Consider the following 23,907-nt stretch of genomic DNA (forward strand, 5'->3'; position numbering starts at 1 on the left):
CTGGTCAACGGAAGTCGCGCGACCCGGTACGCACGCTGATCGTGAGCGGTTCCAGCCGGTCGGCGACCAGATTGGTGATCGCCATACCGTCGGCGGCCGAACTTTCGAGGATGCCGCGGATGACCATGGCGGGCGCCGTGCGAGCGATCCGTCGGTAACGGTGCCACACGCCACGACTGACGATCACGTTGAGCAGGCCGGTCTCGTCCTCGAGGTTGAGAAAGGTGATGCCGCTCGCGGTGGCCGGACGCTGCCGGTGGGTGACGACGCCGGCCACCTCGATCCGGCGTCCGGACTCGACCGTCCGGCAGGACTCGATCGGTCGAACTCCTCTGGCGCTCAACGCCTCTCGGTTGTGCCGGATCGGGTGATCGTTCGGGCTGATGCCGGTCGATTGCAGATCGTGCTGCAGGATCTCGCCCGGGGTGAGCAAGGGGAGCAGCGGTGGTTGGTAGGGCACGGTGAACTCCAACTGGCCCTCGCGGACGGTCGCCGCCTCCGCGGACCGCCACAGGGCATCACGCCGCGAGCCGGCGATGCAATCGAGCGCGCCGCTGAGCGCCAGAGCCTCCAGTTGGTCGGCGTCCAGCACCGCCCGGCGGGACAGATCGGCCAGATCGGTGAACTCGCCGTCCTTCTGCCTGGCGGCGACGATGCGTTCGGCGGCTGCCTCGCCGAGGTTCTTGATCTCGTCGAACCCGAGCCGTACGGCGAACGGGGCATCACGCCGGTGCTCGGCGGTGTCGTCGGGCCGGCTCGGGTCGAACAGTCCGATGTCGTCCTCGCTGTGGTCGCACAGACAGTCGGGGAGTCCGGAGGGGGAGGCGGGGGAGGTGATGGAGTCGTCGATCGGTTCGAGTCCGGCGTACACATCGGAGCGGTGCAGATGCGGCGGACGCACCTGCACGCCGTGGCGGCGGGCGTCACCGACGAGAGTCTGCGGTGCGTAGAAGCCCATCGGTTGCGCGCGCAGCAGGGCGGCGAGGAAGGCGGCGGGGTAGTGCAGTTTCAGCCAGGAACTGGCATAGACCAGCACCGCGAAACTGAGCGCGTGTGACTCGGCGAACCCGAAGTTTGCGAACGCCTCGATCTTGTTGTAGATCTCGTCGGCCACTTCGGGACTGATGCCGTTGGCATACATACCTTCATAGAGCCGGGTCCGCAGGGCGTCGATCCGTTCCACCCCGCGCTTGGAACCCATCGCCCGGCGCAGCAAGTCGGCGTCGGCGGGGGAGCAGCCGCCGACGCTGACCGCCATCTGCATCAGTTGCTCCTGGAACAACGGGACGCCGAGGGTGCGTTCGAGCACGTCCTTCACCAACGGATGTGGGTAGGTGATCTCGTCCTCGCCGGTGCGCCTGCGGATGTAAGGGTGGACGGCGCCGCCCTGGATCGGGCCGGGACGGATGAGCGCGATCTCGACCGCGAGGTCGTAGAAGCAGCGGGGCTTCAGGCGGGGAAGGGTGCCCATCTGAGCGCGGCTCTCGACCTGGAAGACACCGATGGAGTCGGCTCGGGCGAGCATGTCGTAGACCCCGCGTTCGCCCTTCGGCAGCGTCTCGATGTGCCACTGCTCGCCCAGGTGCTCCTGCACGAGATCGAAGGTGTACTGCAGCGCGGCCAGCATGCCCAGGCCGAGCAGGTCGAACTTCACCAGTCCCATCCACGCGCAGTCGTCCTTGTCCCACTGCAGGACGGTGCGGTTCTCCATCCGGGCCGGTTCGATCGGGCACACCTCACCCACCGGTCGCTCGGTGAGCACCATGCCACCGGAGTGGATGCCCAGGTGCCGCGGGAAGGTCAGCACCTGTTGCGCCAGGCCGATCACCGGTAGGGGGATGTCGTGGTCGGCACTACTGATGTCGGCGCCCCACCGTTCGACCTGCTTGGACCATGCGTCCTGCTGACCTTGACTGTGCCCCAAAGCTTTTGCCATGTCGCGGACGGCGTTCTTCGGACGATAGGTGACGACATTGGCCACCTGCGCCGCATTGCGTCGGCCATAACGCCTGTAGACGTACTGGATCACCTCCTCGCGTCGTCCGGAATCGAAATCGATGTCGATGTCGGGTGCTTCTTCGCGTAGTTCGGACAGGAAGCGTTCGAAGGGCAGCCGGTAGAAGATCGGGTCGATCACCGTGATGCCCAGCACGTAACAGACCAGGGACGCGGCCGCCGACCCGCGGCCCTGGCACAGGATGCCTTCGCCACGGGCGAAGGTGACGATGTCGTGGACGATCAGGAAGTAGCCGGGGAAGTCCTTGGCCTCGATGACGTCGAGTTCCTTGTCGAGCCGCTGGCGCACCTCGGCCGACATCGGCGAGAACTTTTGTGCCGCAGCGGTTTCGACCAGTTGTCTCAGGTAGCTCATCGACGTGTGTCCGGCCGGTACGTCCTGCTTCGGCAGACGTGGGGTCGCTGCACGGAGACGGAAGCCGGACTGGTCGGCGATCTCGACGGTGCGCTCGATCGCACCGGGGAACCGACCGAACCGTCGCTGCATCTCGCCCCCGCTGCGCAGGTGAGCCTGGTCGGACGCGGGTAACCAGCCGTCGAGATCGTCGAGACTGCGCCGTGCGCGAACGGCCGCGACGGCTGTTGCGAGCGGGTAGTTCTCCGGTGAGGCGTAGTGGACGGCGTTGGTCGCCACGACGTCGAGTCGGCACCGGCGAGCCAGATCGGCCAGTCGGTCATTGCGTGGACCGTCACTCGGATCACCGTGATCGGTGAGTTCGACCAGAACGCGATCGTGACCGAAGAGTTCGGCCAGACGCTCGAGTTCGCTCATGGCAGCGCCTTCATCACCTCGCGAAAGTGCTTGCCGGACAAGGCCTTTGCGGCACCCGGTCAGCACAAAACTTGACCCGGAGGTGATGCTCGCGATGCGGGCGAGGTCGTGCACCGGGCGCCCCTTCTCCGCCTCCGGGTGTAGGTGACCGTCGGTGAGGGCGGTGGCCAACTTCCGGTACCCCTCCACGCCATCGGCGATCAGGACGAGGTGATGTCCTTCCGGATCGGCGTTGCCGTTCTGCGGCGCGCTCAATCCGAACGACAGCTCGGCTCCGTACATCGTGATCAGGTCGCCGTAACTCTCGGCAGCTTCGGCGAGCCGGACGATGCCGTACAGCCCGTCGTGGTCGGTGAGTGCGAGCCCGTGCAGCCCGAGCGCCACCGCCTCGGTGACGAGATCCTCGGGCGAGGAGGCACCGTCCAGGAAGCTGTAGTGCGAGTGGGCATGCAGTTCGGCGTAGGGCACGACGACGTCGGGGCGGTCGATCCTGGCCGGAGTGAACTTGGCACGTTTGCGGGAGAACGCCGGCCCGTCACCACCGTCGGCGACCAACTCCTGCCGCACCTGCGGGCGGACGCCGTGAGAGAGGGCCTGCTCCAGTTGCGACCACGGGATCGGCGGGTTGTTCCATCCCATCCCTCACCACCACAACCTGCGTAGGTCAGTCATAGCGAGCCTCGATCCACCAGCCGTTCGGTGCGGCGATCAGCAACCACGCCTGTGATGCGTCGTCGATGATCTGAAAACGATTGACCTGCAACGGTTTTTGCCACCAATGCTGACGCAGCGGCCAGGGTCCGTTCCATGCGACGATCCGGCGCCGGGGAGACCGATCATGGGCCGGCCGCCAGTGGGTCGGCGGACGGGAAAGGTTGCCGCGCGAATCGACCCCGACCGCCTCGCCGTCGTCCGTGCTCACCTCTGCGGGGCGGGCTCGTCGGAAGACGGTGGCCGGTGCCGGGCCCGGGACGGTGCCCGGCCAGGGTTGCTCCAGCCGGGCCTGGGCCGGAGCGGCATCACCCCACGGACGGATCGCCTGTCGCTCGTGCAGCAACCGTCCGCCGACCAACGTCGCACTGCACACGCCCGAGTGACCGAGTTCGTGCTGCAGCGAGGTGAGTGCATGGACGATGTGTCGGTCGGGGCGTTCTCCCCAGAGGCCTTGAGCGTGTTCGCTTGCAGCCGTGGGAGATTCGGCGGCGACGGCCACCGAGCTGATTGCGTCGAACCGGGTCTCCTGTTCGGCGTCGAAGTCGTCGAGTTGCCACCGGACCCGCTCGACCATGTCGTCGACTCCGAAGGGCCAGGTGTGCCGCCACCGGCGTTCGTGTACCACTCCTGCCTCGGTGCGCAGTTCGACACGGATCTCGTGGCAGACCTGTCCGGCACGGCGCAGGCGCTCGGTCAATTGCTCGCAGTGAACGCGTACCCAGTGGGTGATGGTGGCGGTGTCGGTGGCCGGTGGGTCGCAGACCGCACGTACCGAAAGATCGGTGGGCACCGGGGATGTGCGCAACAAAGGAGCGTCCTGCCCGCTCGCGAGTCGGTGGGCGCGCAGGCCACCCTCGCCGAAGCGTGCATGAACCTGTTGTCGAGGCAGTCGAGCGAACCCGCCAAGGTTGCGAATACCCATGCGACGCAAAGTTTTTGCCAGGTCAAGTTGATCGATCTCCTGCGCGACGGCCTCGACCGGCAGGGTACGCAGGAAGCGGTGGGTGTCGTCGGCGGACAGGTTGACGAACGGGCGTTCGGGCGTCGTCGCGTACGCGGCCTGCTCTGCTGCGAAGAGTCCTTCGGCGACCGCGATCCGGGCGTCGGGGACGTCGGTGTCGCTCAGTTGGTCGAACAGGCTCTCCACCACGGCGTCCTCGCTGCCGTAGAAACGCGAAGCACCGGCGATACGCATCGCGATCGTGCCTGGACGCAGCACCTGCATGTGGGGAACGAGCTTCTCCACCGCACGTAGAACCGGCGCGAAGCGTCGCTCGTCGAGTGCCGGGTCATGTTGCAGGACAACAAGATTCGGACACCGCACCTGCGCTTCTCGGACCCGTAGGCCGACGGTCACGGCTTCCTGGGCCGCGGTCTCGCAGACCGCGACGAGCCGGCCGGCCCGAACCAGTGCGAAGGCCGACGGGGCGGCGCTTCCCATCGAGCGGCGTACCGCCTCGATCGACCAGTTCGGGCACCACACGACCAGCGCACGCGCGGGGCGTGTGCTGAGTGGGATGGACGCGGTCATCCATCGAGTATCGAACATGTGTACGAACTAGGCAAGCGCGGTGAGTCGCGGGCAGGTGGGACATCAATCAGAAAATCTGTCGCTCCGCAAGCCCCCACTTCGTCCTCAGGCATGACACAAATGAGATGTGACTGTTCAGCGAACAGTCTTGGGAGAGCAGGAAGTCTCAACCAACATCTCTTGAAGGGGTTGTAGTTCATGACGCTTGACATCAATCGGCTGCACGGCCAGAACGTTGTCGACCAGGACGGTGACAAGGTCGGTTCCATCGGCCAGGTCTACCTGGACGACGAGACCGACCGCCCCACCTTCGTGACGGTGAAGACCGGGCTTTTCGGCAACAACGAGACCTTCGTTCCGCTGGACATGGCGCAGAACGACGGTGACGACCTGCGTGTCCCGTACACCAAGGACTTCATCAAGGACGCGCCGAACGTCGACGCCGACGGTCACCTGTCCGAGCAGGAGCAGGACGAGATCTACCGCTACTACCAGCTCGACGGTGGCCGCGCCGGCGGTGTGGATGACGGCCGCATCGGCAATGACGGCGACCGCGACCGTGACGGCCTGGGTGTTGCCGGTGCTGCTGGTGAAGTTGCCGGCCGTGGCGGAGATGTCGACCGTGACCTCGACCGTCCCGACACCGGCGACCGCGACCGACGTGGCTTCGACGGCGACGACAACTCGGTCGTCCGCCGCGAGGAGGAGCTCAAGGTCGGCAAGGAGCGTGTCGAGACCGGCCGCGTCCGCTTGCGCAAGCACGTCGTCACCGAGCAGAAGACCGTCACCGTGCCGGTCGAGCGCGAGGAGTTCGAGGTCGTCCGTGAGCCGATCACCGATGGCGACGGCAGCCGTGGCGGCAAGCTCGGCGACGACGAGGTGTCGGTGACCCTCTCCGAGGAGCGTCCGGTGGTCGACAAGGAGGTCGTCGACAAGGAGCGCGTCGGACTGCAGACCAACAAGGTCCAGGACGAGCGCCGCGTCGACGCCGAGGTCGGCCGTGAGGAAGTCGTCGTCGACGAGGACGGCCGTCGTGGTGTCGACGGTGACCGCGACGACAACCGCGGCCTTGCCGACAAGGCGAAGGACAAGGCTCGCGACCTGAAGGACGGCCGCGACAACCACTGAGCTGTCGTGATCGCATGAAGTGGCCCCGGGGTTCTCCCGGGGCCACTTCTCATGTCGCGGAAGATCTCACCGACGGTGCGGTGGTGGCCACTGGACGGTGGCGCTCGTGGTGCGGTGGCCGCGGGTGCACGAGATCGTCAACTCGCGACTCACCAGGTGGCCATGGCCGTGTTCGAGCCCGTGCCAACGATCGGCGGTCACCTCGAAGGTGCTGGTCGCCTGCGGCCAAGCGCCGGCAACAAGCAGGGTCGCGCCCCGGTGGCGCAGGCGGGCGAGCAGTCGATTGCGCAACCCGGGTGCGAGGGGTGGAGCAGGGCGGGCGAGGACAACGTCGATCGCCTCGATCAGCGCGCAGACGGTGTCGAGCCATTGCTCGGGTCGTACTTGTGGGATGAGGGCAAGACGTTCCAGGTCGACGCCCCACTCGTCCGCACACTCCAGGCCCAGATCCGGGAAACCGACTGTGGCGCACCATGATCCGGCGGCGGATGCGCCGGCCATCAAAGCGATGCCCAGGCTTGTCGAGTTGGTGATGCAGTGAACGGTGCCCACTCGTAGTCCCGGCCCGACCAGTTCGGTCAGGGCGGAATGGGTGGGCAGCGACTGTCCGGCCGGCTGTGCGCGGTGCAGTTCGCTGCGTAGGGCAGCGATCGTCTCCAGTCGATCCGGAAGGGTCGTGGTCATCCATCAAGCATCGAACACATGTTCGATATATGCAAGTGGCCGGTGCACACGTTCGGGACGGCATGCGGCAGGATCTACACATGGCTGCTGAGCGGGAAGTGCTGACCTACGAAGACTTCGGGCGTGCGGTGCGCGAGGTCGCCCAGAATGTGGTCGATTCCGGCTTCGAACCGGACCTCGTCCTGTCGATCGCGCGTGGCGGTCTGCCGTTCGGCGGCGCCCTCGGGTACGCGTTGGACATCAAGAACGTGTCGGTGGTGAACGTCGAGTTCTACACCGGCGTCGATCAGCGACTGGACGTGCCGATCATGCTGCCGCCCACACCTGCGGCGGTGGATCTGTCAGGGATGAAGGTGCTTGTCGTCGATGACGTGGCCGACACCGGCAAGACGCTGAAGCTGGTGCAGGAGTTCGTCGCCGACCACGTGGCCGAGTCCAAGATCGCGTGCATCTACGAGAAATCGCGCACGATCGTCAACTGCGACTATGTGTGGAAGTACACCGATCAGTGGATCGACTTCCCATGGTCGAGCCAGCCGCCGCTCACCTCCTCGCAGACCAAGCACTGATCGGCGCTGAGGCCAACGCAAGGCGCCGTCCCCGGATCCGGGGACGGCGCCTTTCGTATGTGCGATCAGGCCTCGGTGGACTCGGTCGGGCGCTTGCCGAGTTCCTCATCCAGGCGCAGCAGTCCCGGACCGTCGTCATTGATCAGCTTCACTCGTCCGACGATCTCGCTGACCGTCGCCTCTTCCTCGATCTGCTCGTTGAGGAACCAGTTGAGCAGCGGGCGGGAGTCGAGGTCGCCCTCCTTCTCGGCCGCCCGGTACAGGTCGCGGATCGAATCGGAGACGCGCTGCTCGTGCTTCAGCGCGGCCTCGAACGCGTCCAGCACCGTCTGCACCTGCACCTGCGGTGCGGGGATGGTGCCGATCTTCGCGTCGTTGTCGCGGTCGGCGACGTGGTCGATGAACTTGTTCGCGTGCACGATCTCCTCATCGGCCTGGTGGCGCAGCCACGCTGCCATACCGGGAAGATCCATCTCGTCCATCTCGATCGCGAGCTGGCGGTAGACGATCGATGCTTCGAACTCGAGGGTGATCTGGTCGTTGAATGCCTTCTCCAGGGCGTCGCTCATCTTCATTCCACGAGCCTAACGCGCGGCACTTCGCGGCGCCGCTGAGCAAAGCCTCAGCTTGCTGCCGGGCGGATGCTGCTCAGGTCCGCGGCAGTCGATTCTTCGGGTCCGTTCTTCGACCAGGCGCCACCCCACGGGTTGCCGAATGGGCCCGTTCCAGCCGGCGTTAAGGAACGGCAAATGCACGAGGGAACGCCATTTGCGGCGTTCCCTCGTGCATTTGGAGTTGCTTCAGCGGATCACCAACTGTTGACGACGTCGATCACCAGTCGCTGGCCACCGTCCGTGTCGTTGAGCACGAACACCTTCATCGGCAGGCGTCCGCGCAGTCCGATGAAGAACTGCGTCTGGCCCTCGAAGGAGGACCCGTAGGCGATCTGCTTGAAGTTGTACCAACCGGCGACGTTGGCCACTTCCATGCGGTTCGCCGGGCGGTAGGTGGGAACGCCGGACGTGGTGTACGCCGGTGCCTTCGCGATGACCTGCAGGACGGCGCCACCCCGCAGGCGCAGCACCTGGCCGCTCGGGTCGACGACCGCCTTGCTGACGTAACGGACGTCGTAGCCGGTGTTGCCGGATCCGCGGCCCAGGTCGATGACCATCCGCTCGAAGCATCCGTGTTGACCGACCCGGACCCCTGTGACCGGGCGTGTGGTCATGGGCGAAGAGGTCTTCGCCAGCGAGCCCCACGGTGCAGTGCAGGCGGTGGCCTGCGCGTTGTCTGCGCCGATGGGTGAGATGCCGGCCGTGGCCGCCAGTGCGACTGCCGAAGCAGCAATGCCGAACTTCTTCTTCATGGTGCCTCCCCTTGAGAATTCGGAGCGGGAATACCGCGCCGGTTCCAGGATGCTCCTAGAGCCCGTCAAAGGGAATGGGCAGATCTACCCTGTTCTCCGCGACTTCAGTGGGTCGGATGTCCGTCCGGCGGGAGTACATCGGACTGTGCGGGCAACTGGTCCTGACGCACGATGCCCACTGGGCAGGTCATGCCGTTGGGTCCGTGATTGCAGTATCCGCCGGGGTTCTTGTGCAGGTACTGCTGGTGGTAGCCCTCTGCGTAATAGAACGGGCCGGCGTCCTCGGCACTGCGCACTTCGGTGCTGATCTCGCCGAATCCGTTGTCGCTCAACACTGTCTGGAAGCTGTCGCGAGTCGCCTCGGCGGCTTCCTGCTGCTCGGGCGTCGTCCAGTAGATCGCCGATCGGTATTGCGTACCGACGTCGTTGCCCTGGCGGTTGGCGGTGGTGGGGTCGTGATTCTCCCAGAATTCCTTGAGCAACAGTTCGGGTGAAGTCTGTGCGGGGTCGTAGGCGACCAGCACGGCTTCGGTGTGCCCGGTGCGTCCGGTGCAGGTCTCCTCGTACGTCGGGTGCTTCGTGAAGCCGCCCATGTAACCGGCGGCCGTCGTCACCACGCCCGGCAGTTTCCAGAAGATCCGTTCGGCTCCCCAGAAACATCCCATCGCCACGTACAGCACCTGCGTGCCGTCGGGCCAGGGGCCACGAAGAGGCGTGCCGAGCACCTCGTGTGTGTCCGGGATTCCCGGAAGTTCGTTGTCACGGCCGGGCAGTGCGTGGTCGGCGGTGACCATGGTGGCGGGGCGTCCGAAACCGAAGATCATGTCCGACACAACGACGAGCCGCCCGGGAACCTTCCCGAGCGGTTCGTTCGAGCGCGTTGTCGACTCAGCAGTACTTCATCCCGGAGAGCGCCTTGGTGTAGGTGCAGCGGTGCGTCACTGCACCACGGGAGTTCACCAGCCGAGCGGTGTCGCCGGTGTTGTTCCACACGTACTGGGTTGTCTTTCCGAAGTACTGGTTCGTGGCGGACGCGGTGCCGCGCCCGGTGCGGATCGTCACCGTCTTCTTCGCACCCAGCACGAAGTTGCGGGGGAAGCGGAAGATGTGGTTGTCGCCGTTGTCGCGGACGGTGTACCCGGTCAGGTTGATTGCCCGAGTTGTCGTGTTGGTCAGCTGGATCCACTCCGCGTTGAGCTTGGTGTTCGACACCGGCAGGTCGTTTCCGCGCGGGTCGGCGGCGAAGGCGCCGAGCTTCAGCGGCGGCAGGGCGGCGTCCGCCGAGTGGGTGCCCGAAGCGATGGTGGACAGAGCACAGGCAGCGGCCAGCCCGGCGGCGATGCGACGCATGTGGAGGTTCCCCTTGGCAAGTGAATGGACCGGGCCGTCAGACCCGCTGTTCAAGAGTAGTTGAGCGTCGAACTTCCTGTCCGCCGTTTCGCAATACTCGGTTGTGCCTGCTGGCGGACCCGGGAAAGGATCGACCCATGACTTTCGAGGTGCGTGAGATCGACCTGTTCGGCGACGGCGAGCAGGCTCAGCACTGGATCGACGTCCAGACCCGCAGCGGGGAGGCTGTCTGGGGCAGTGAACACTCCGGTTGGAGCCTGGGTGAGGTGCAGGGGCGACGCCGCGGTACCCAACACACCTTCATCGACCTCGCCGCCGTCGAGGGCGACGCGGTGATCGGCATGGCGGCCGTGGCGATGCCGGCCCATGACAACAAGCACCTTGCATTGTTGATGCTGCATGTCGATCCGGATCACCGCAAGAAGGGTGTCGGCATGGCTCTGGCGCAGGACGTGCTGCGACGGGTCGGCGAGGCCGGACGCACGACCGTGCAGGTCGACACCGAAACCCCGACGGACGCAGAAGTCTCTGTCGGCCCCGATTTCGCCGAGCGGTTCGGATTCAGAAATGTCCAGACCCTCTTCCGCAGCGCGATGCCGCTGCCTGCCGACCGTGATCGGCTGGCCGGGCTGGCGGCCGGTGAGGGGATCGAGGATGCTGCCGCGTTCCGGGTCGAGTGGCGCGTCGACGACGTCCCGGACGAATGGTTGCCGGGCCTTGCGATTCTCGAACAGCGGATGAGCACCGACGCCCCACAGGGTGACATGACCACGGAAGAAGAGGCCTGGACGCCGGAGCGAGTGCGCGAGAACCTCGACTGGGCGACCAAGCAAGCGCAGCGCCACGTCGTCGTCGCGGTCGCCTTCGAGGGCGAGGAGATGGTCGGTTTCACCCAGGTTGAATCGCCACGCGAGACCCCGACGCTGGCCTACCAGCAGGACACCCTGGTCCTGCGTGAAGCTCGGGGCCATGGACTCGGTCTGCGGCTCAAGGCTGCTGCGGCACTCGCGCTGATGGACGAGCTGCCGCGAGTGAGCCGCGTGCGCACGTGGAACGCCGACGATAACCGGCACATGCTGGCCGTCAACGCCGACCTCGGGTACGAGCGGCAGGGCGTTCTGCAGGTCTGGGAACTCGATCTGACTCACCGAGTGGCCGGGCTGTGAACCACCGGCCGGGGTATAGCCCGGCCACCAGTTCATAGCCCGGCCACTCGGTGGTGGTCGGGGACGCCGGGAACTCTCGATAACCTTGGGCGGTGCTGACCGTTCAAGAAGCCCTCCTGACGCTGCAGAAGTTCTGGACCGACCGTGGCTGCATGGTCGTCCAGCCGTACAACACCGAGGTCGGGGCGGGCACGATGAACCCGGCCACTGTCATGCGGGTCCTCGGACCGGAGCCCTGGCGGGTGGCGTACGTCGAGCCGTCCGTGCGCCCCGACGACAGCCGGTACGGCGAGAACCCCAACCGACTGCAGACGCACACCCAGTTCCAGGTGATCCTCAAACCCGACCCCGGCAACCCGCAGGAGCTCTACCTGGAATCGCTGCGTGCACTCGGCATCGACCTGGACGCGCACGACGTCCGCTTCGTCGAAGACAACTGGCAGCAGCCGGCCATCGGCGCCTGGGGTCTGGGCTGGGAGGTGTGGCTGGACGGCATGGAGGTCACCCAGTTCACCTACTTCCAGCAGGTCGTCGGCCAGAACCTCGAGCCGATCAGCGTCGAGCTGACCTACGGCATCGAGCGCATCATGATGGCGTTGCAGGGCGTATCCCACTTCAAGGACATGCAGTACGCCCCGGGCATCAGCTACGGCGAGGTGTTCGGCCAGAACGAGTTCGAGATGTCGAAGTACTACCTCGACACCGCCGACGTGCAGACCAATCGCGACCTGTTCGAGCGCTACACCGCCGAGGCCGGCAAGCTCATCGAGGCCCGGCTGCCCGTGCCCGCCTGGACATACGTGCTCAAGAGTTCGCACGCGTTCAACGTGCTCGACAGCCGCGGCGCCGTCTCGACCACCGAGCGCGCCCGCTCCTTCTCGCTGATGCGCAAGCTCGCCCGCGAGGCCGGAGTTCTGTGGACCGAGCGTCGTGACGAACTCGGCAACCCGCTGCTGAAGTCGGACCTGCCGTCGATGCAGATCGGCGACTCCGTCATGGCGCCCTCGGCAGGCGAAACCCCTGCGACACAGCCGAGTTCGACCGATCCGCAGACCTTCGCGCTCGAGGTCGGAGTCGAGGAGTTGCCGCCGCACGTCGTGGGCCAGGCCATCGACCAGGTGCGTCAGGCGATCGTCGATGGATTGGACGCCTCCCGCTTGGACCACGGTGACGTCACCGTGGTCGGCACCCCACGTCGCATCGTGGCCACCGTTGCCGGGGTCGGTGCGCAGGAGCCGGACGCAGAGACCCTTCGCAAGGGTCCCAAGGCGGCCGCGGCGTTCGATGCCGAGGGCAACCCGACCAAGGCATGCGAAGGATTCGCGCGCGGCCAGCGAGTCTCCGTGGACGACCTGGTGCGTGCCGAGTTCGACGGTGCCGAGCACGTCGCGGTGAAGGTGCAGCAGCCCGGACGCGACGTGCTGGGGGTGCTGGGCGGCATCGTCGAGGCGGTGGTCGGCTCGCTGCGCGCCGACAAGAACATGCGCTGGGCCGACCCGGAGCTCACCTACAGCCGTCCGGTGCGTTGGCTCGTCGCGCTGTGGGGCGCCGACCTGGTGCCCGCACAGATCTCGCAGCTGCGCACCGGCCGCACCACCTACGTGCACCGCACCGACCCCAATGCGTTGGTGCCGGTCGCGTCGGCCGACGAACTCACCGCGCTGCTGGGCGACAAGGGCATCGTGCTCGACCCGGAGGCCCGGCGTGCGTCGGTCGTCGAGCAGGCCACCCGGCTTGCTGAATCTGTCGGCGGAACAGTCGATTTCGAGGCGGAGTCGGCGCTCGTCGACGAGATAACCAACCTGGTCGAGCAGCCCCACGGCATCCTCGGTGGGTTCGAGGAGCGCTACCTGCGGGTGCCCGAGCAGATCCTCACCACCGTCATGCGCAAGCACCAGCGCTACCTGCCGGTGCGGGACGCGTCGGGCGCCCTGATGCCGCACTTCATCACGATGGCGAACGGCGACTGCGACGACGACGTGGTGCGCGGCGGTAACGAGTCGGTGCTGCGGGCCCGCTACGAAGACGCGGCGTTCTTCTACGACGCCGACCTGCAGGTCGACCTCACCGAACTGCGCGCGGGCATCTCCAAGCTCACCTTCGAAGACCGCCTCGGCTCGATGGCCGACCGTTCCGACCGCATCAAGGACGTCGCGGCGGCGCTCGCCGAGACGATCGACCTGGACGCCTCGGGCCGCGAAACGCTTTCCCGGGCAGGCGAACTCGCGAAGTTCGACCTTTCGTCACAGATGGTCGTCGAGCTGTCGTCGCTCGCCGGCTTCATGGCCAAGGAGTACGCCGCGAAGGCAGGGGAGACCCCCGAGGTCGCCTCCGCGCTGTGGGAGATGGAGTTGCCGCGCACCACCGGCGGCCCGCTGCCCACCTCGGTGCCGGGAGCGTTGCTGGCGCTCGCCGACCGGTTCGACCTGCTCACCGCCATGTTCGCGATCGGCGCCAAGCCGACCGGATCGTCCGACCCGTTCGCGTTGCGTCGTGCGGCACTCGGTGTTGCGAGCATCCTGCGCGGAGTCGACGGCGTCGGTGCGATCACGATCAGCGCCGGCCTCGCTGCCGCGGCTGCCCGTCTGCGCACCCAGGGTGTCGACGTCAGTGACGAATCGGTCGCTGCAGCACAGGAATTCGTCGAAGGACGCTTCCACCAGCAGTTGCGCGACGAGGGCATCTCGGCCGGGTTGGTCGACGCCGTCGCACCGCTCGCGGACGCCCCCGGCAAGGCGGAGCTCGCGCTCAAGGACATCGAGGCCGTGCGTGCGACCGACGGGTTCGCGCCCCTGGTCGAGGTGACCCAGCGCATCACCCGGATCGTGCCGGCCGGCACCACCGGTGCCTACGACCGGTCCGTGCTCGTCGAGGACACCGAGAAGGCGCTCGCCGACCGGGTCGACGCCCTGCCCGACCACGCGGGCGACGGCCTCGTCGATTGGCTCGCCGATGCGAAGGCGATCGTCGACCCGGCGAACACCTTCTTCGACGAGATCCTGGTGATGGCCGACGACGAGGCGCTCAAGGCCGCCCGCCTCGGCCTGCTGCAGACGATCGTCGACCGTGCGCCGAAGGGCATCGACTGGAAGGCGCTGCACGCGGCGCTGTGAGACGCGCCGGACGCAAGAACAGCGGGCGGCCCCGAACGGGCCGCCCGCCTTTTGTTGCTCATGTGTCGATCACACGCCGGGGCCGCCCGAGCCGGAGCCGCCGAATGTGTTGTTCTGATACACCTTGTGCATGTGGGCCGACGCCAGCCGTGCGCCGTCACGGTCGCCTTCGATGCGGGGGCCCCTACGGAGATTCTGACGCAGGTGGCCGCGGGACTTCCAGTTGCTGCCGGAGTTGACCCGGTCGTAGACGGCCGCGCCGATGAGGACGACGGCTATGACCGAAAGAACGATGATCCAGAACATGGTCTGACCCCCCTTGCCCGAGGCGGAGGCCCGATGCCCCTCCTGGGTGTGACGGTACGCCAGGAGGACTCGGAATGTCATCCATCGCGGTCGTAGGGTTGGGACCATGACCAACGAGCAGCACGGCTTCTCCACCCGCGCCATCCACGCCGGTTCGGAACCCGACCCCCGCACCGGCGCCGTCACCCCGGCGATCTACCAGACGTCCACCTACAAGCAGGACGGTGTGGGCGGCTTCCGCGAGGGGTACGAGTACTCCCGCTCCGCCAACCCGACCCGCACCGCGCTCGAGACCTGTCTCGCCGCGATCGAGGGCGGCTCGCGCGGCTTCGCGTTCGCCTCGGGGTTGGCCGCCGAGGACACCCTGATGCGGGCCGTGCTGCAGCCCGGTGACCACATGATCATCCCGACCGACGCATACGGCGGCACCTTCCGCCTCGTCGACAAGGTGGTCAAGCGGTGGGGCGTCGACTACTCGCTCGCCAAGGTGGGTCAGGCGGACGCGATCCGTGGCGAGATCCGTCCGGGCGTCACCAAGTTGATCTGGATCGAGACCCCGACCAACCCGATGATGGGCATCGCCGACATCGCGGCCGTTGCGCAGGTCGCCCACGAAGCAGGTGCACTGCTGGTCGTCGACAACACCTTCGCCTCCTCCTACCTGCAGCAGCCGCTCGCGCTTGGCGCGGACGTCGTGATGCACTCCACGACCAAGTACGCCGGCGGTCACAGCGACGTCGTCGGCGGCGCATTGATCGTCGGCAAGGGTCAGGACGAGCTCGCCGAAAAGGTTGCCTTCCATCAGAACTCGCTCGGAGCGGTGGCAGGACCGATGGACTCCTGGCTGGTGCTGCGCGGCTTGAAGACACTCGCCGTGCGAATGGAACAGCACTGCACCAACGCCGAGAAGATCGTCGACTACCTGCAGACCCGCGAGGACGTCACCCACATCCACTACCCGGGCCTCGACAGCCACCCCGGCCACGACATCGCGGCCAGGCAGATGAAGCGGTTCGGCGGCATGATCAGCTTCCAGCTCGAGGGTGGCGAACAGAACGCCGTCGACGCCATCGGACGGACGAAGATCTGGACGCTCGGCGAATCACTGGGCGGGGTCGAGTCGCTGATCGAGCACCCGGCACGCATGACGCACGCAAGTGTCAAGGGCACCGAGTTGGAAGTGCCCGGCGACCTCATCCGACTGTCCGTGGGCATCGAGGACGTCGACGACCTGATCGCCGACCTCGACCAGGCGCTGCGCTGACCGTGATCAGCGGATGATCCTGTTTCTCGTCGCGGCGGTGCTTGCCGGCGCCGCGCTGGCCTTGTTCGTCGCGGCCGGGCGGGACCGTAGGACGTGGAGCGAGCACCGTCGCCAGGTCATGATGATCAGGCGTTGGGAACGTGCTCGTGACGGTGCGCCCTTCGATCAGGCGGCGCCGCCTCGTCCGGAGCTCGACTCGCCGTACGCCAAACCCCGCGCGGAGAATCCGCCGGTGTTGCCGGATCGGCCGGGCCAGACCCGTCTGCTCTGGGGCGCGTTGCTCGTCGTTTGCGCCGTCCTGGTGTTGACCGCGGCGCTCGCTGCTTGAGTCGAGGTTCAAGACTCGGTCAAGACCTGGCGGGGCACGGTGATGCTGTCGGTACCAGGTGGCAGAGTATGCGACATGTCACTAGCGGTAGAGGCCGAAGGCCTGGCCAAACACTTCAAGGACGTGAAGGCGGTCGACGGTGTCTCGCTGCGGGTGCCGCAGGGCAGCGTGCTCGGCGTCCTCGGCCCCAACGGAGCGGGCAAGACCACCACCGTGCGAATGCTCACCACGTTGATCCCGATCGACGAGGGCCGCGCCCAGGTCGGCGGAGCCGACGTGGCCACCCAGGCGCAGGAGGTCCGCCGCAAGATCGGTGTCTCGGGTCAGTACGCCGCCGTCGACGAATACCTCACCGGCTACGAGAACCTCGAGATGGTCGGTCGGCTGTACCACCTGCGAAAGTCGGAGGCGAAGGCTCGGGCGCGGGAGTTGTTGTCACAGTTCCGGCTCGACGACGCGTCCGACCGTCCCGCGAAGACGTACTCCGGCGGAATGCGCCGACGGCTCGACCTCGCCGGCGCGCTGGTGGCCCGGCCTCCGGTGATTTTTCTCGACGAGCCGACCACCGGTCTCGACCCACGCAGTCGCGGTGACATGTGGGACGTCATCGTCACGTTGGTGGGGGAAGGCACCTCGGTGCTGCTCACCACCCAGTACCTCGAAGAAGCCGACCGGCTGGCCGACAACATCGTCGTGATCGACCACGGCCGCATCATCGCCGAGGGCACCGCCGACGACTTGAAGTCTCAAGTGGGCGGCGAGCGATTGGAGATCACCGTGACCGAACCCGACAGGGTCGAGGACGCGCTCCGGGTCCTGGACCACATCGGTGACGGACAGGCGAAGACCGACCAGAACGGTCGCCGGGTGACGGTCCCGGTCAACGGTGGCACGCAGTCGCTGCTCGCAGCGGTCCGCCAACTCGACGAAGAAGGAATCTCCGTGCAGGACATCGGTATTCGCCGACCGACGCTCGACGACGCCTTCTTGTCACTGACCGGCCGTCCGGCCGAGGACGCCGACGGGACGGACGAGCCGGTCAAGGAGAACGTCCGATGACCGCCTTCCTCAACGACTCGCTGACGATCGCCAAACGCAACCTGCTGAAGATCAAGCGGGTGCCCGACCTCATCGTGTTCACCACGTTGCAGCCGATCATGTTCGTGCTGCTGTTCGGTTACGTCTTCGGTTCGCTCGCCGGGTCCGGCGCCGCGGTACAGGGTGGCTATCGCGAGTTCATGATGGCCGGCATCTTCACCCAGACGATCATCTTCGGCGCCACGATCACCGGGTTCATGATGGCCGAGGACATGCAGAAGGGCGTGATCGACCGGTTCCGCACGCTGCCGATGCACCCGAGCGCGGTGCTGTTCGGCCGCACCTTCGTCGACGTGCTCAACAACGTCCTGGTGCTGATCGTGATGTCGCTGACCGGTCTGCTGATCGGGTGGCGCATCCGCGGCAGCTTCCTGGACGCGGCCGTCGCCTACCTGCTGATGCTGCTGTTCGCCTTCGGATTGTCCTGGCTGTTCGCGTTCATCGGGCTGAAGGTGCGCTCGCCCGAGGTCGTCAACAACGCCTCGTTCATGGTGATCTTCCCCGTCACCTTCATCGCCAACACCTTCGTACCGAGCGAGAACATGCCGTCGGCGTTGAAGGCGTTCGCCGGCTGGAACCCGGTCTCGACGATCACCCAGGCCGCTCGCGAAGGCTTCGGCAACCTGTATGCCCTCTCCGGCGGACAAGATCCGGCAGCGGTCGAGAAGGCCACCCGCTACACCTGGGCACTCGAACACCCGGTGCTGTACTCGGCGATCTGGGCCCTGGTGTTGCTGGCGATCTTCGTTCCGCTCTCGACCCGCGCGTACAAGAAGGCCGTCGCCAAGTAGACCTCGCGAGAACGAGCGAGCGGCCCCGCACTCCGATGGAGTGCGGGGCCGCTCGTGTGCGCCGGAGTCAGCCGTCGTAGGGGGTGGCGTCCAGGATCTTGACCTTGACGGTCTTGCCCGCGGGGGTCTCGTACTCGGCCTCGTCGCCCTTGGATTTGTTCAGCAGGGCGGCGCCGAGCGGCGACTTCTCGGAGTAAACGTCGAGGTCGGTGTCGCCACCGATCTCGCGGTTGCCGAGCAGGAAGGTCTCCTTCTCGCCGAACATCTCGACGGTGACGACCATGCCGGGCTCGACGATGCCGTCGTCCGCCGGCTTCTCGCCGACGACCGCGTTGCGCAGAAGGGTTTCGAGCTGGTGGATGCGGGCCTCCATCTTGCCCTGCTCCTCCTTGGCGGCGTGGTAGCCACCGTTCTCCTTCAGATCGCCTTCGAGGCGGGCTTCTTCGATGCGCTTTGCGATCTCGATGCGACCTTCACCAAGGAGGTGGTCTCGCTCGGCCTTCAAGCGGTCGTACGCCTCCTGGGTGAGGAAGGTCGCCGAAGCGTCGGCAGTGCTGGTCACGGTCATCTCCCTTGTGGCAGGACGGTCCCGCCAAGCTTGTTAAAAGTCGAGGTCTGGGCGGCTCGCTCTCAGCAGCGGGGCCCAGACCTTCGGATTCGTGAAAGCACGATGTTACGCCCAGCGATGTCGAATGTCACACCGATCGGGCGAATGTGAGTGGCGCTCGGCGGCGTTCTCAGCGCAGTTCACAGTGTGTCACCTCGCCGGTCACGGCCTGTGTGACGGTGCGGACCGATCGGGTGTAGCGGGTGCTGGAGTGCGAGCTCGGCGGCAGCTCGACGCTCACCCGACCGACCGTCGCGTGTTTGACGTCGTACGCGACCAGGGTGCAGCGCACCGGCCGGTCACCTTGGTCGACGACGTCGAACGTGACGTCGACCTGCCGGTCGTTCACGACCTTCACACCGGCTTGTCCCCACGAGATGCCCCGGGTGGCGGAGATGCCGAACCAGGTGGCGGTCAGTGCGGCGAGGGTGATCAGGACGCCTGCGGCGATCCACCAGCGCTTGGTGCCACCCGGGCGGAAACCGGTCGACGAGCGCTCCTCCTCCTCGTCCGCCGACAGGTCGCGGCGCGAGGAAACCGGGTGGTCCGGAAGGTCGGTCATGGAATGAGAGAATATGCGGCGGTTCAACAACGTTGAGGACGAGGTGGAACGAGTGACAGAGCAGTTGCGACTCCTGGCGGTGCACGCGCACCCTGACGACGAGTCGAGCAAGGGCTCCGCGACGATGGCCAAGTACGTCGCCGACGGCTACCGCGTCATGGTCGCCACCTGCACCGGGGGCGAGCGTGGCGACATCCTCAATCCCCGACTGCAGGACGACCCCGAGATCAAGCGCAACCTGCCCGAGGTGCGGCGTCGCGAGATGGCGGCTGCCCAGGAAGTGCTCGGCATCGAGCACACCTGGCTCGGTTTTGTCGATTCCGGTCTGCCGGAAGGCGATCCGCTGCCTCCGCTGCCGGACGGTTGCTTCGCGCTCGAGCCGTTGGAGGTCACCACCGAGGCGCTTGTCCGGGTGATCCGCGAGTTCCGTCCGCACGTGATGACGACGTATGACGAGAACGGCGGCTACCCGCACCCCGACCACATCATGTGCCACGACGTCTCGATGGCGGCGTTCAAGGCCGCCGGTGACGCCGAGCAGTTCCCGCACGCCGGCCCTGCATGGCAGCCGCTGAAGTTGTACTACGACCGTGGATTCTCCCGCGAGAAGCTGACTGCGATGCACGAAGGCTTGCTGGGCCTCGGCAAGGAATCGCCCTTCACCGACTGGCTGGCCCGCTGGGAGGACCGCGACCCCGTCCGGGTCACGACCCGCGTCGATGCGTCCGGCTTCTTCGAACACCGCGAACGAGCGCTCCTCGCTCACGCCACGCAGATCGACCCGGACGGGTCGTTCTTCGCACTCTCGGCTGCCGAGCAAGCCACGATCTGGCCGACCGAGGAGTTCGAGCTCGCCATCTCCTACGTCAAGCCGGCCGAGGAACTGCACGAAGAGGACCTGTTCGCAGACCTCCCGGACGACGTGCAGGCGGCCGACGAACTCGCCCTGAACCCGCCGGCGGCCCCGGTCGTCGACGAGGTCCGCGAACGGAAGCTGTCCTGATGCGCGCCGAAGAAGCCGCGAGCAATGTCACCGCCGGGTTGCCGGGATTCCTGGTCCTGTTCTTCCTCGGTCTGGCTTGCTGGTTCCTGTTCCGCAGCATGAACAAGCGGATGCGCCGGGTGCGCTACGAAGCCGGCGACCTGACCAGCCGCAGGCGTGAGGGTGCCGACCCGGCCACGGACGAGCCGACGGACCCGTCGAAGAACGGCCCAGCAGCCTGACCTCAGGCGTTGGTCTGTGGCAGCTTGAGCACCGCGAGCAGCACGGCCGTGTAATGCGCGCTGAACGCCAGCAGGGTCAGCGCGTGAAAGATCTCGTGGAAGCCGAACCAGCGCGGTGACGGGTCTGGACGCTTGAATCCGTACACGACCGCACCGGCCGTGTACAGCACTCCGCCCAACGCGATGAGCGAGATGATCAGCGGACCGCCGGCGCGGTACAGCGGACCGAGGTAGAAGATCGCCACCCAGCCGAGTGCGACGTAGATCGGCACGTACAACCAGCGCGGGGCGCTCACCCAGAACACCCGGAACAACACCCCGCCGATCGCGCCACTCCACACGATGATCAGCAGTTGTGTGCCTTCGTCACGGGGTAGGAGCGTGAGCGCGAAGGGCGTGTAGGTGCCGGCGATGATCAGGAAGATGTTGGCGTGGTCGAAGCGCTTGAGGAATCCCTCGTACGCCGGTGACCATTTGCCGCGGTGATATACCGCCGACACACCGAACAGCAGACCGGCGGTCATCGTGAACACCGCCGCGCCGACGCGTCCGCTCAGCGTCGGGGTGATCACGACCAGGAGCAACCCGGCGATCATCGCAAGCGGGAACATGCCGGTGTGCAACCAGCCGCGAAGCTTCGGCTTCACCATGCGCAACATGCGGGCGGCGTCCTCGCCGAGTTCCTCCACGCGCTGCCCGATCTGGCTCATGATCAGATCGTAGGGCGGCGCGCCGGAACCGGTCGCGGTGGTCCGAACCTCCCACGGGCATATCGTTGGACAGGTGGTGACCCAGAGGCATGACGAAGGAGCAGACCGCGATGCGCGGACCGAGTGACCTCGTCTACGGCGCGTACGAGCGCCAACTGGCCCGTTCGTTGCCCACGGAGAACCTGCCGCGGCACGTCGGCGTGATGCTCGACGGCAATCGGCGCTGGGCCAAGGCCCGCGGCACCGATACCGCCTCGGGGCACAAGGCCGGTGCCGACAACATCGCCCCCTTCCTCGGTTGGTGCGAGGAGATGGGCATCGAGGTCGTCACCCTCTGGTTGTTGTCGACCGACAACCTGAACCGACCCACCGAAGAACTCGAGCCGCTCGTCGGCATCATCGAAGGCGTGGTCTGCGAGCTCGCCGGTCGCGAGCAGTGGAAGATCAACCCCGTGGGCGCGCTGGCGATGCTCCCCGAACGCACCCAGGAGGTGCTGCGCGAGGCGTCCGAACAGACCGCGGACGTCGAGGGACTGATCGTCAACATCGCGGTCGGGTACGGCGGACGCCAGGAGATCGCCGAAGCGGTCCGCTCCCTGTTACGGGCACACGCCGCCGATGGCACCTCCATCGAGCAACTCGCCGAGATCCTCGACGTCGAGCACATCGCCGAACACCTCTACACCAAGGGGCAGCCCGATCCCGATCTGGTGATCCGCACCTCCGGCGAACAGCGCTTGGGCGGCTTCCTGCTCTGGCAGAGCGCGTACTCCGAGTTCTACTTCTGTGAGGCCTACTGGCCCGACTTCCGTCGCGTCGACTTCCTTCGCGCGTTGCGGGATTACGCCACCCGTGACCGCCGGATGGGTAAGTAACCGTCGACTCATCGTCCGCTGGTGGTGCCGGTTTTCGAACGGGCCTCGAACGGGACGGGGTGGTTCTCAGAAGGCGATGCGAAACTCCGTGCGACCGAGGGGTTTGACGCAGGCCTGCACCCCCAGATGGGGCCGTTGGGACTGGTGTGGCGAACGGGACGACTCCGGCGCTTGAACAGTCGGTGAATCCGCAACACGCCGGTCGAATGGGCGCGATTCCGTGCCGGGCCTGGTCGTAGATTCCAATCACGACGAACACCCGTTCGCCGTTCGGGAGGCCCACTTCATGCAGCAACCCACGCTGCGGATGAGAGGGCCGGTCCCGGTCCTCACTCGGGCCGGCAACCGGCACACCATCCGCGAGTAGCCGCGAGAGATCGCGCGCAAGAGGAGTCGGCATGACCGTTGAACTGGACAGCCCCCGCACGTACGTGCTCGATACGTCGGTGCTCCTGTCGGATCCACGCGCGATGACGCGCTTCGCCGAACACGAAGTGGTGCTCCCGGTCGTGGTGATCAGTGAGCTCGAGGGCAAACGGCATCACCCGGAACTCGGCTACTTCGCCCGCTCCGCGCTGCGCATGCTCGACGACCTGCGCGTCCAGCACGGCAGCCTGCACGCGCCGGTGCCGATCGGTGACGGCGGCACCTTGCGCGTCGAGCTCAATCACACCGATCCGAACTCGTTGCCGGCCGGATTTCGCTTGGGAGACAACGACACCCGCATCCTGGCGGTCGCCCGCAACCTGGCGAACGAGGGGTGCGAGGTGACGGTCGTCAGCAAGGACCTCCCGATGCGCGTGAAGGCGTCCGCGGTCGGACTCAACGCCGAGGAGTACCGTGCGGAGCTCGCTCCGGACAGCGGATGGACCGGCATCAGCGAACTCGACATCACCGCCGAGGAGATGGACTCCCTGTACGACGAGTCCCGCCTCGAATCGCCCGTCGCCGCCGAAATGCCTTGCAACACAGGCGTGGTCATGCTCGGGCCGCGCGGCAGCGCGCTCGGGCGCGTCATGGCCGACAAGAGCGTCCGTCTCGTCCGAGGCGATCGGGACGCGTTCGGCCTGCACGGTCGGTCGGCCGAACAGCGCATCGCGCTCGACCTGTTGCTCGACCCCGACGTCGGCATCGTCAGCCTCGGCGGACGCGCCGGCACCGGAAAGTCTGCACTGGCTCTGTGCGCCGGACTCGAAGCCGTCATGGAGCGTCGCCAGCACCGCAAGGTGATCGTGTTCCGTCCGTTGTACGCCGTCGGCGGGCAGGAGCTCGGCTACCTGCCAGGTACCGAGAACGAGAAGATGGGGCCCTGGGCGCAGGCCGTCTTCGACACGCTCAGCGCGGTGGTCTCGCGCGAGGTGGTCGAGGAGGTCATGGACCGCGAACTGCTCGAGGTGCTGCCGCTGACGCACATTCGCGGGCGCTCGCTGCACGACGCGTTCGTGATCGTCGACGAGGCACAGTCGCTCGAGCGCAATGTGCTGCTCACCGTGCTTTCGCGAGTGGGTCAGAACTCGCGGGTAGTCCTCACCCACGACGTCGCGCAACGCGACAACCTGCGGGTCGGGCGACACGACGGCATCGCCGCCGTGATCGAGAAGCTCAAGGGACACCCGTTGTTCGGACACGTCACGCTGACCCGCTCCGAGCGCAGCCCGATCGCCGCACTGGTCACCGATCTGCTGGAACAGGCCGACGTCTGATCTCGGCGCGAACGCGGGGCGGCACCGATC

At 66.5% G+C, this 23,907-nt stretch carries 23 protein-coding genes; 12 read left to right on the forward strand and 11 right to left on the reverse strand.

Features of this window, described 5'->3' with window-relative positions; genetic code table 11:
* Window positions 1-4: 4 nt before the first annotated feature.
* A complete protein-coding gene (locus tag MF407_RS02560) occupies window positions 5-3,427 on the reverse strand; it encodes an error-prone DNA polymerase (RefSeq protein ID WP_129625990.1) in 3,423 nt (1,140 codons plus the stop codon).
* A gap of 25 nt (window positions 3,428-3,452) precedes the next feature.
* The gene (locus MF407_RS02565) at window positions 3,453-5,033 is read right to left on the reverse strand and encodes a DNA polymerase Y family protein (RefSeq protein WP_239701162.1); all 1,581 of its coding nucleotides are present in this window, start codon (window positions 5,031-5,033) and stop codon (window positions 3,453-3,455) included.
* A gap of 198 nt (window positions 5,034-5,231) precedes the next feature.
* On the opposite strand from MF407_RS02565, the gene MF407_RS02570 reads away from it, so the two are divergent.
* Complete coding sequence (locus MF407_RS02570) at window positions 5,232-6,161, forward strand: PRC and DUF2382 domain-containing protein (RefSeq protein ID WP_129625988.1); 930 nt, start codon at window positions 5,232-5,234, stop codon at window positions 6,159-6,161.
* A gap of 66 nt (window positions 6,162-6,227) precedes the next feature.
* On the opposite strand, the gene MF407_RS02575 is transcribed toward MF407_RS02570, so the two are convergent.
* A complete protein-coding gene (locus MF407_RS02575; protein ID WP_129625987.1) occupies window positions 6,228-6,845 on the reverse strand; it encodes a hypothetical protein in 618 nt (205 codons plus the stop codon).
* Window positions 6,846-6,925: 80 nt separating this feature from the next.
* Between MF407_RS02575 and MF407_RS02580 the strand changes: the two genes are divergently transcribed.
* Window positions 6,926-7,414, forward strand: coding sequence for a phosphoribosyltransferase (locus tag MF407_RS02580; RefSeq protein WP_129625986.1), 489 nt, complete (start codon window positions 6,926-6,928; stop codon window positions 7,412-7,414).
* 65 nt (window positions 7,415-7,479) lie between these two features.
* Here MF407_RS02580 and MF407_RS02585 read toward each other — a convergent pair whose 3' ends face one another.
* The 4 genes from MF407_RS02585 to MF407_RS02600 form a co-directional block, all read right to left on the reverse strand.
* Window positions 7,480-7,989, reverse strand: coding sequence for a ferritin (locus MF407_RS02585; RefSeq protein ID WP_129625985.1), 510 nt, complete (start codon window positions 7,987-7,989; stop codon window positions 7,480-7,482).
* A 233-nt stretch (window positions 7,990-8,222) separates the two neighbouring features.
* The gene (locus tag MF407_RS02590; RefSeq protein ID WP_129625984.1) at window positions 8,223-8,780 is read right to left on the reverse strand and encodes a hypothetical protein; all 558 of its coding nucleotides are present in this window, start codon (window positions 8,778-8,780) and stop codon (window positions 8,223-8,225) included.
* Between the two features lie 104 nt (window positions 8,781-8,884).
* Window positions 8,885-9,604, reverse strand: coding sequence for a peptide-methionine (S)-S-oxide reductase MsrA (gene msrA, locus MF407_RS02595; RefSeq protein WP_239701163.1), 720 nt, complete (start codon window positions 9,602-9,604; stop codon window positions 8,885-8,887).
* Window positions 9,605-9,668: 64 nt separating this feature from the next.
* A complete protein-coding gene (locus MF407_RS02600; RefSeq protein WP_239701164.1) occupies window positions 9,669-10,130 on the reverse strand; it encodes a lamin tail domain-containing protein in 462 nt (153 codons plus the stop codon).
* A 137-nt stretch (window positions 10,131-10,267) separates the two neighbouring features.
* Between MF407_RS02600 and MF407_RS02605 the strand changes: the two genes are divergently transcribed.
* Window positions 10,268-11,296: a GNAT family N-acetyltransferase gene (locus tag MF407_RS02605; protein WP_129625982.1), complete on the forward strand. Its 1,029-nt coding sequence runs from the start codon at window positions 10,268-10,270 to the stop codon at window positions 11,294-11,296.
* A 92-nt stretch (window positions 11,297-11,388) separates the two neighbouring features.
* On the forward strand, window positions 11,389-14,409 hold the full coding sequence (locus MF407_RS02610) for a glycine--tRNA ligase (RefSeq protein ID WP_129625981.1): 3,021 nt from the start codon (window positions 11,389-11,391) through the stop codon (window positions 14,407-14,409).
* Between the two features lie 69 nt (window positions 14,410-14,478).
* Here MF407_RS02610 and MF407_RS02615 read toward each other — a convergent pair whose 3' ends face one another.
* On the reverse strand, window positions 14,479-14,715 hold the full coding sequence (locus MF407_RS02615) for a hypothetical protein (RefSeq protein ID WP_129625980.1): 237 nt from the start codon (window positions 14,713-14,715) through the stop codon (window positions 14,479-14,481).
* Between the two features lie 106 nt (window positions 14,716-14,821).
* Here MF407_RS02615 and MF407_RS02620 point away from each other — a divergent pair, with 106 nt between their 5' ends.
* The 4 genes from MF407_RS02620 to MF407_RS02635 all read left to right on the forward strand — a co-directional run bounded on the left by MF407_RS02620 (window position 14,822) and on the right by MF407_RS02635 (window position 18,196).
* Complete coding sequence (locus MF407_RS02620) at window positions 14,822-15,979, forward strand: cystathionine gamma-synthase (protein WP_129625979.1); 1,158 nt, start codon at window positions 14,822-14,824, stop codon at window positions 15,977-15,979.
* Between the two features lie 13 nt (window positions 15,980-15,992).
* Window positions 15,993-16,307 (forward strand): hypothetical protein, encoded by a 315-nt coding sequence (locus MF407_RS02625; protein WP_129625978.1) that lies wholly within the window; start codon window positions 15,993-15,995, stop codon window positions 16,305-16,307.
* Window positions 16,308-16,382: 75 nt separating this feature from the next.
* Complete coding sequence (locus MF407_RS02630; protein WP_129625977.1) at window positions 16,383-17,366, forward strand: ATP-binding cassette domain-containing protein; 984 nt, start codon at window positions 16,383-16,385, stop codon at window positions 17,364-17,366.
* On the forward strand, window positions 17,363-18,196 hold the full coding sequence (locus MF407_RS02635) for an ABC transporter permease (protein WP_129625976.1): 834 nt from the start codon (window positions 17,363-17,365) through the stop codon (window positions 18,194-18,196). The genes MF407_RS02630 and MF407_RS02635 overlap by 4 nt, the downstream gene beginning before the upstream one ends.
* A 67-nt stretch (window positions 18,197-18,263) precedes the next feature.
* Here MF407_RS02635 and greA read toward each other — a convergent pair whose 3' ends face one another.
* Window positions 18,264-18,758 (reverse strand): transcription elongation factor GreA, encoded by a 495-nt coding sequence (greA, locus tag MF407_RS02640; protein WP_129625975.1) that lies wholly within the window; start codon window positions 18,756-18,758, stop codon window positions 18,264-18,266.
* Window positions 18,759-18,933: 175 nt separating this feature from the next.
* Complete coding sequence (locus MF407_RS02645) at window positions 18,934-19,365, reverse strand: DUF4307 domain-containing protein (protein WP_141929183.1); 432 nt, start codon at window positions 19,363-19,365, stop codon at window positions 18,934-18,936.
* Between the two features lie 52 nt (window positions 19,366-19,417).
* Here MF407_RS02645 and mca point away from each other — a divergent pair, with 52 nt between their 5' ends.
* Both mca and MF407_RS02655 read left to right on the forward strand, forming a co-directional pair.
* Window positions 19,418-20,368: a mycothiol conjugate amidase Mca gene (gene mca / locus MF407_RS02650; protein ID WP_129625973.1), complete on the forward strand. Its 951-nt coding sequence runs from the start codon at window positions 19,418-19,420 to the stop codon at window positions 20,366-20,368.
* Window positions 20,368-20,589: a hypothetical protein gene (locus MF407_RS02655; protein WP_129625972.1), complete on the forward strand. Its 222-nt coding sequence runs from the start codon at window positions 20,368-20,370 to the stop codon at window positions 20,587-20,589. Before mca ends, MF407_RS02655 begins: the two co-directional genes overlap by 1 nt.
* A gap of 2 nt (window positions 20,590-20,591) precedes the next feature.
* Here the strand turns inward: MF407_RS02655 and MF407_RS02660 are convergent, their stop codons facing one another.
* Window positions 20,592-21,299 (reverse strand): hemolysin III family protein, encoded by a 708-nt coding sequence (locus MF407_RS02660; RefSeq protein ID WP_129625971.1) that lies wholly within the window; start codon window positions 21,297-21,299, stop codon window positions 20,592-20,594.
* A 110-nt stretch (window positions 21,300-21,409) separates the two neighbouring features.
* Here MF407_RS02660 and MF407_RS02665 point away from each other — a divergent pair, with 110 nt between their 5' ends.
* Both MF407_RS02665 and MF407_RS02670 read left to right on the forward strand, forming a co-directional pair.
* Window positions 21,410-22,174, forward strand: a complete 765-nt coding sequence (locus tag MF407_RS02665; protein ID WP_239702841.1) for an isoprenyl transferase — start codon at window positions 21,410-21,412, stop codon at window positions 22,172-22,174.
* A 398-nt stretch (window positions 22,175-22,572) separates the two neighbouring features.
* A complete protein-coding gene (locus MF407_RS02670) occupies window positions 22,573-23,877 on the forward strand; it encodes a PhoH family protein (RefSeq protein WP_239701165.1) in 1,305 nt (434 codons plus the stop codon).
* Window positions 23,878-23,907: the final 30 nt, after the last annotated feature.

The sequence above is a fragment of the Yimella sp. NH-Cas1 genome, from assembly GCF_022359705.1.
GTDB lineage: Bacteria > Actinomycetota > Actinomycetes > Actinomycetales > Dermatophilaceae > Yimella > Yimella lutea.

Bases quoted from the DNA above. Each gene is read 5' to 3' on its own strand.
- MF407_RS02630 (WP_129625977.1), top strand. From the start codon at position 16,383: ATGTCACTAGCGGTAGAGGCCGAAGGCCTGGCCAAACACTTCAAGGAC.
- MF407_RS02645 (WP_141929183.1), bottom strand. From the start codon at position 19,365: ATGACCGACCTTCCGGACCACCCGGTTTCCTCGCGCCGCGACCTGTCG.
- MF407_RS02620 (WP_129625979.1), top strand. From the start codon at position 14,822: ATGACCAACGAGCAGCACGGCTTCTCCACCCGCGCCATCCACGCCGGT.
- MF407_RS02635 (WP_129625976.1), top strand. From the start codon at position 17,363: ATGACCGCCTTCCTCAACGACTCGCTGACGATCGCCAAACGCAACCTG.
- MF407_RS02575 (WP_129625987.1), bottom strand. From the start codon at position 6,845: ATGACCACGACCCTTCCGGATCGACTGGAGACGATCGCTGCCCTACGC.
- MF407_RS02615 (WP_129625980.1), bottom strand. From the start codon at position 14,715: ATGTTCTGGATCATCGTTCTTTCGGTCATAGCCGTCGTCCTCATCGGC.
- MF407_RS02670 (WP_239701165.1), top strand. From the start codon at position 22,573: ATGACCGTTGAACTGGACAGCCCCCGCACGTACGTGCTCGATACGTCG.
- msrA (WP_239701163.1), bottom strand. From the start codon at position 9,604: ATGATCTTCGGTTTCGGACGCCCCGCCACCATGGTCACCGCCGACCAC.
- MF407_RS02570 (WP_129625988.1), top strand. From the start codon at position 5,232: ATGACGCTTGACATCAATCGGCTGCACGGCCAGAACGTTGTCGACCAG.
- MF407_RS02655 (WP_129625972.1), top strand. From the start codon at position 20,368: ATGCGCGCCGAAGAAGCCGCGAGCAATGTCACCGCCGGGTTGCCGGGA.
- MF407_RS02660 (WP_129625971.1), bottom strand. From the start codon at position 21,299: ATGAGCCAGATCGGGCAGCGCGTGGAGGAACTCGGCGAGGACGCCGCC.
- MF407_RS02580 (WP_129625986.1), top strand. From the start codon at position 6,926: ATGGCTGCTGAGCGGGAAGTGCTGACCTACGAAGACTTCGGGCGTGCG.
- MF407_RS02605 (WP_129625982.1), top strand. From the start codon at position 10,268: ATGACTTTCGAGGTGCGTGAGATCGACCTGTTCGGCGACGGCGAGCAG.
- MF407_RS02590 (WP_129625984.1), bottom strand. From the start codon at position 8,780: ATGAAGAAGAAGTTCGGCATTGCTGCTTCGGCAGTCGCACTGGCGGCC.
- MF407_RS02560 (WP_129625990.1), bottom strand. From the start codon at position 3,427: ATGGGATGGAACAACCCGCCGATCCCGTGGTCGCAACTGGAGCAGGCC.
- MF407_RS02585 (WP_129625985.1), bottom strand. From the start codon at position 7,989: ATGAAGATGAGCGACGCCCTGGAGAAGGCATTCAACGACCAGATCACC.
- MF407_RS02665 (WP_239702841.1), top strand. From the start codon at position 21,410: ATGCGCGGACCGAGTGACCTCGTCTACGGCGCGTACGAGCGCCAACTG.
- MF407_RS02600 (WP_239701164.1), bottom strand. From the start codon at position 10,130: ATGCGTCGCATCGCCGCCGGGCTGGCCGCTGCCTGTGCTCTGTCCACC.
- MF407_RS02625 (WP_129625978.1), top strand. From the start codon at position 15,993: ATGATCCTGTTTCTCGTCGCGGCGGTGCTTGCCGGCGCCGCGCTGGCC.
- MF407_RS02565 (WP_239701162.1), bottom strand. From the start codon at position 5,033: ATGACCGCGTCCATCCCACTCAGCACACGCCCCGCGCGTGCGCTGGTC.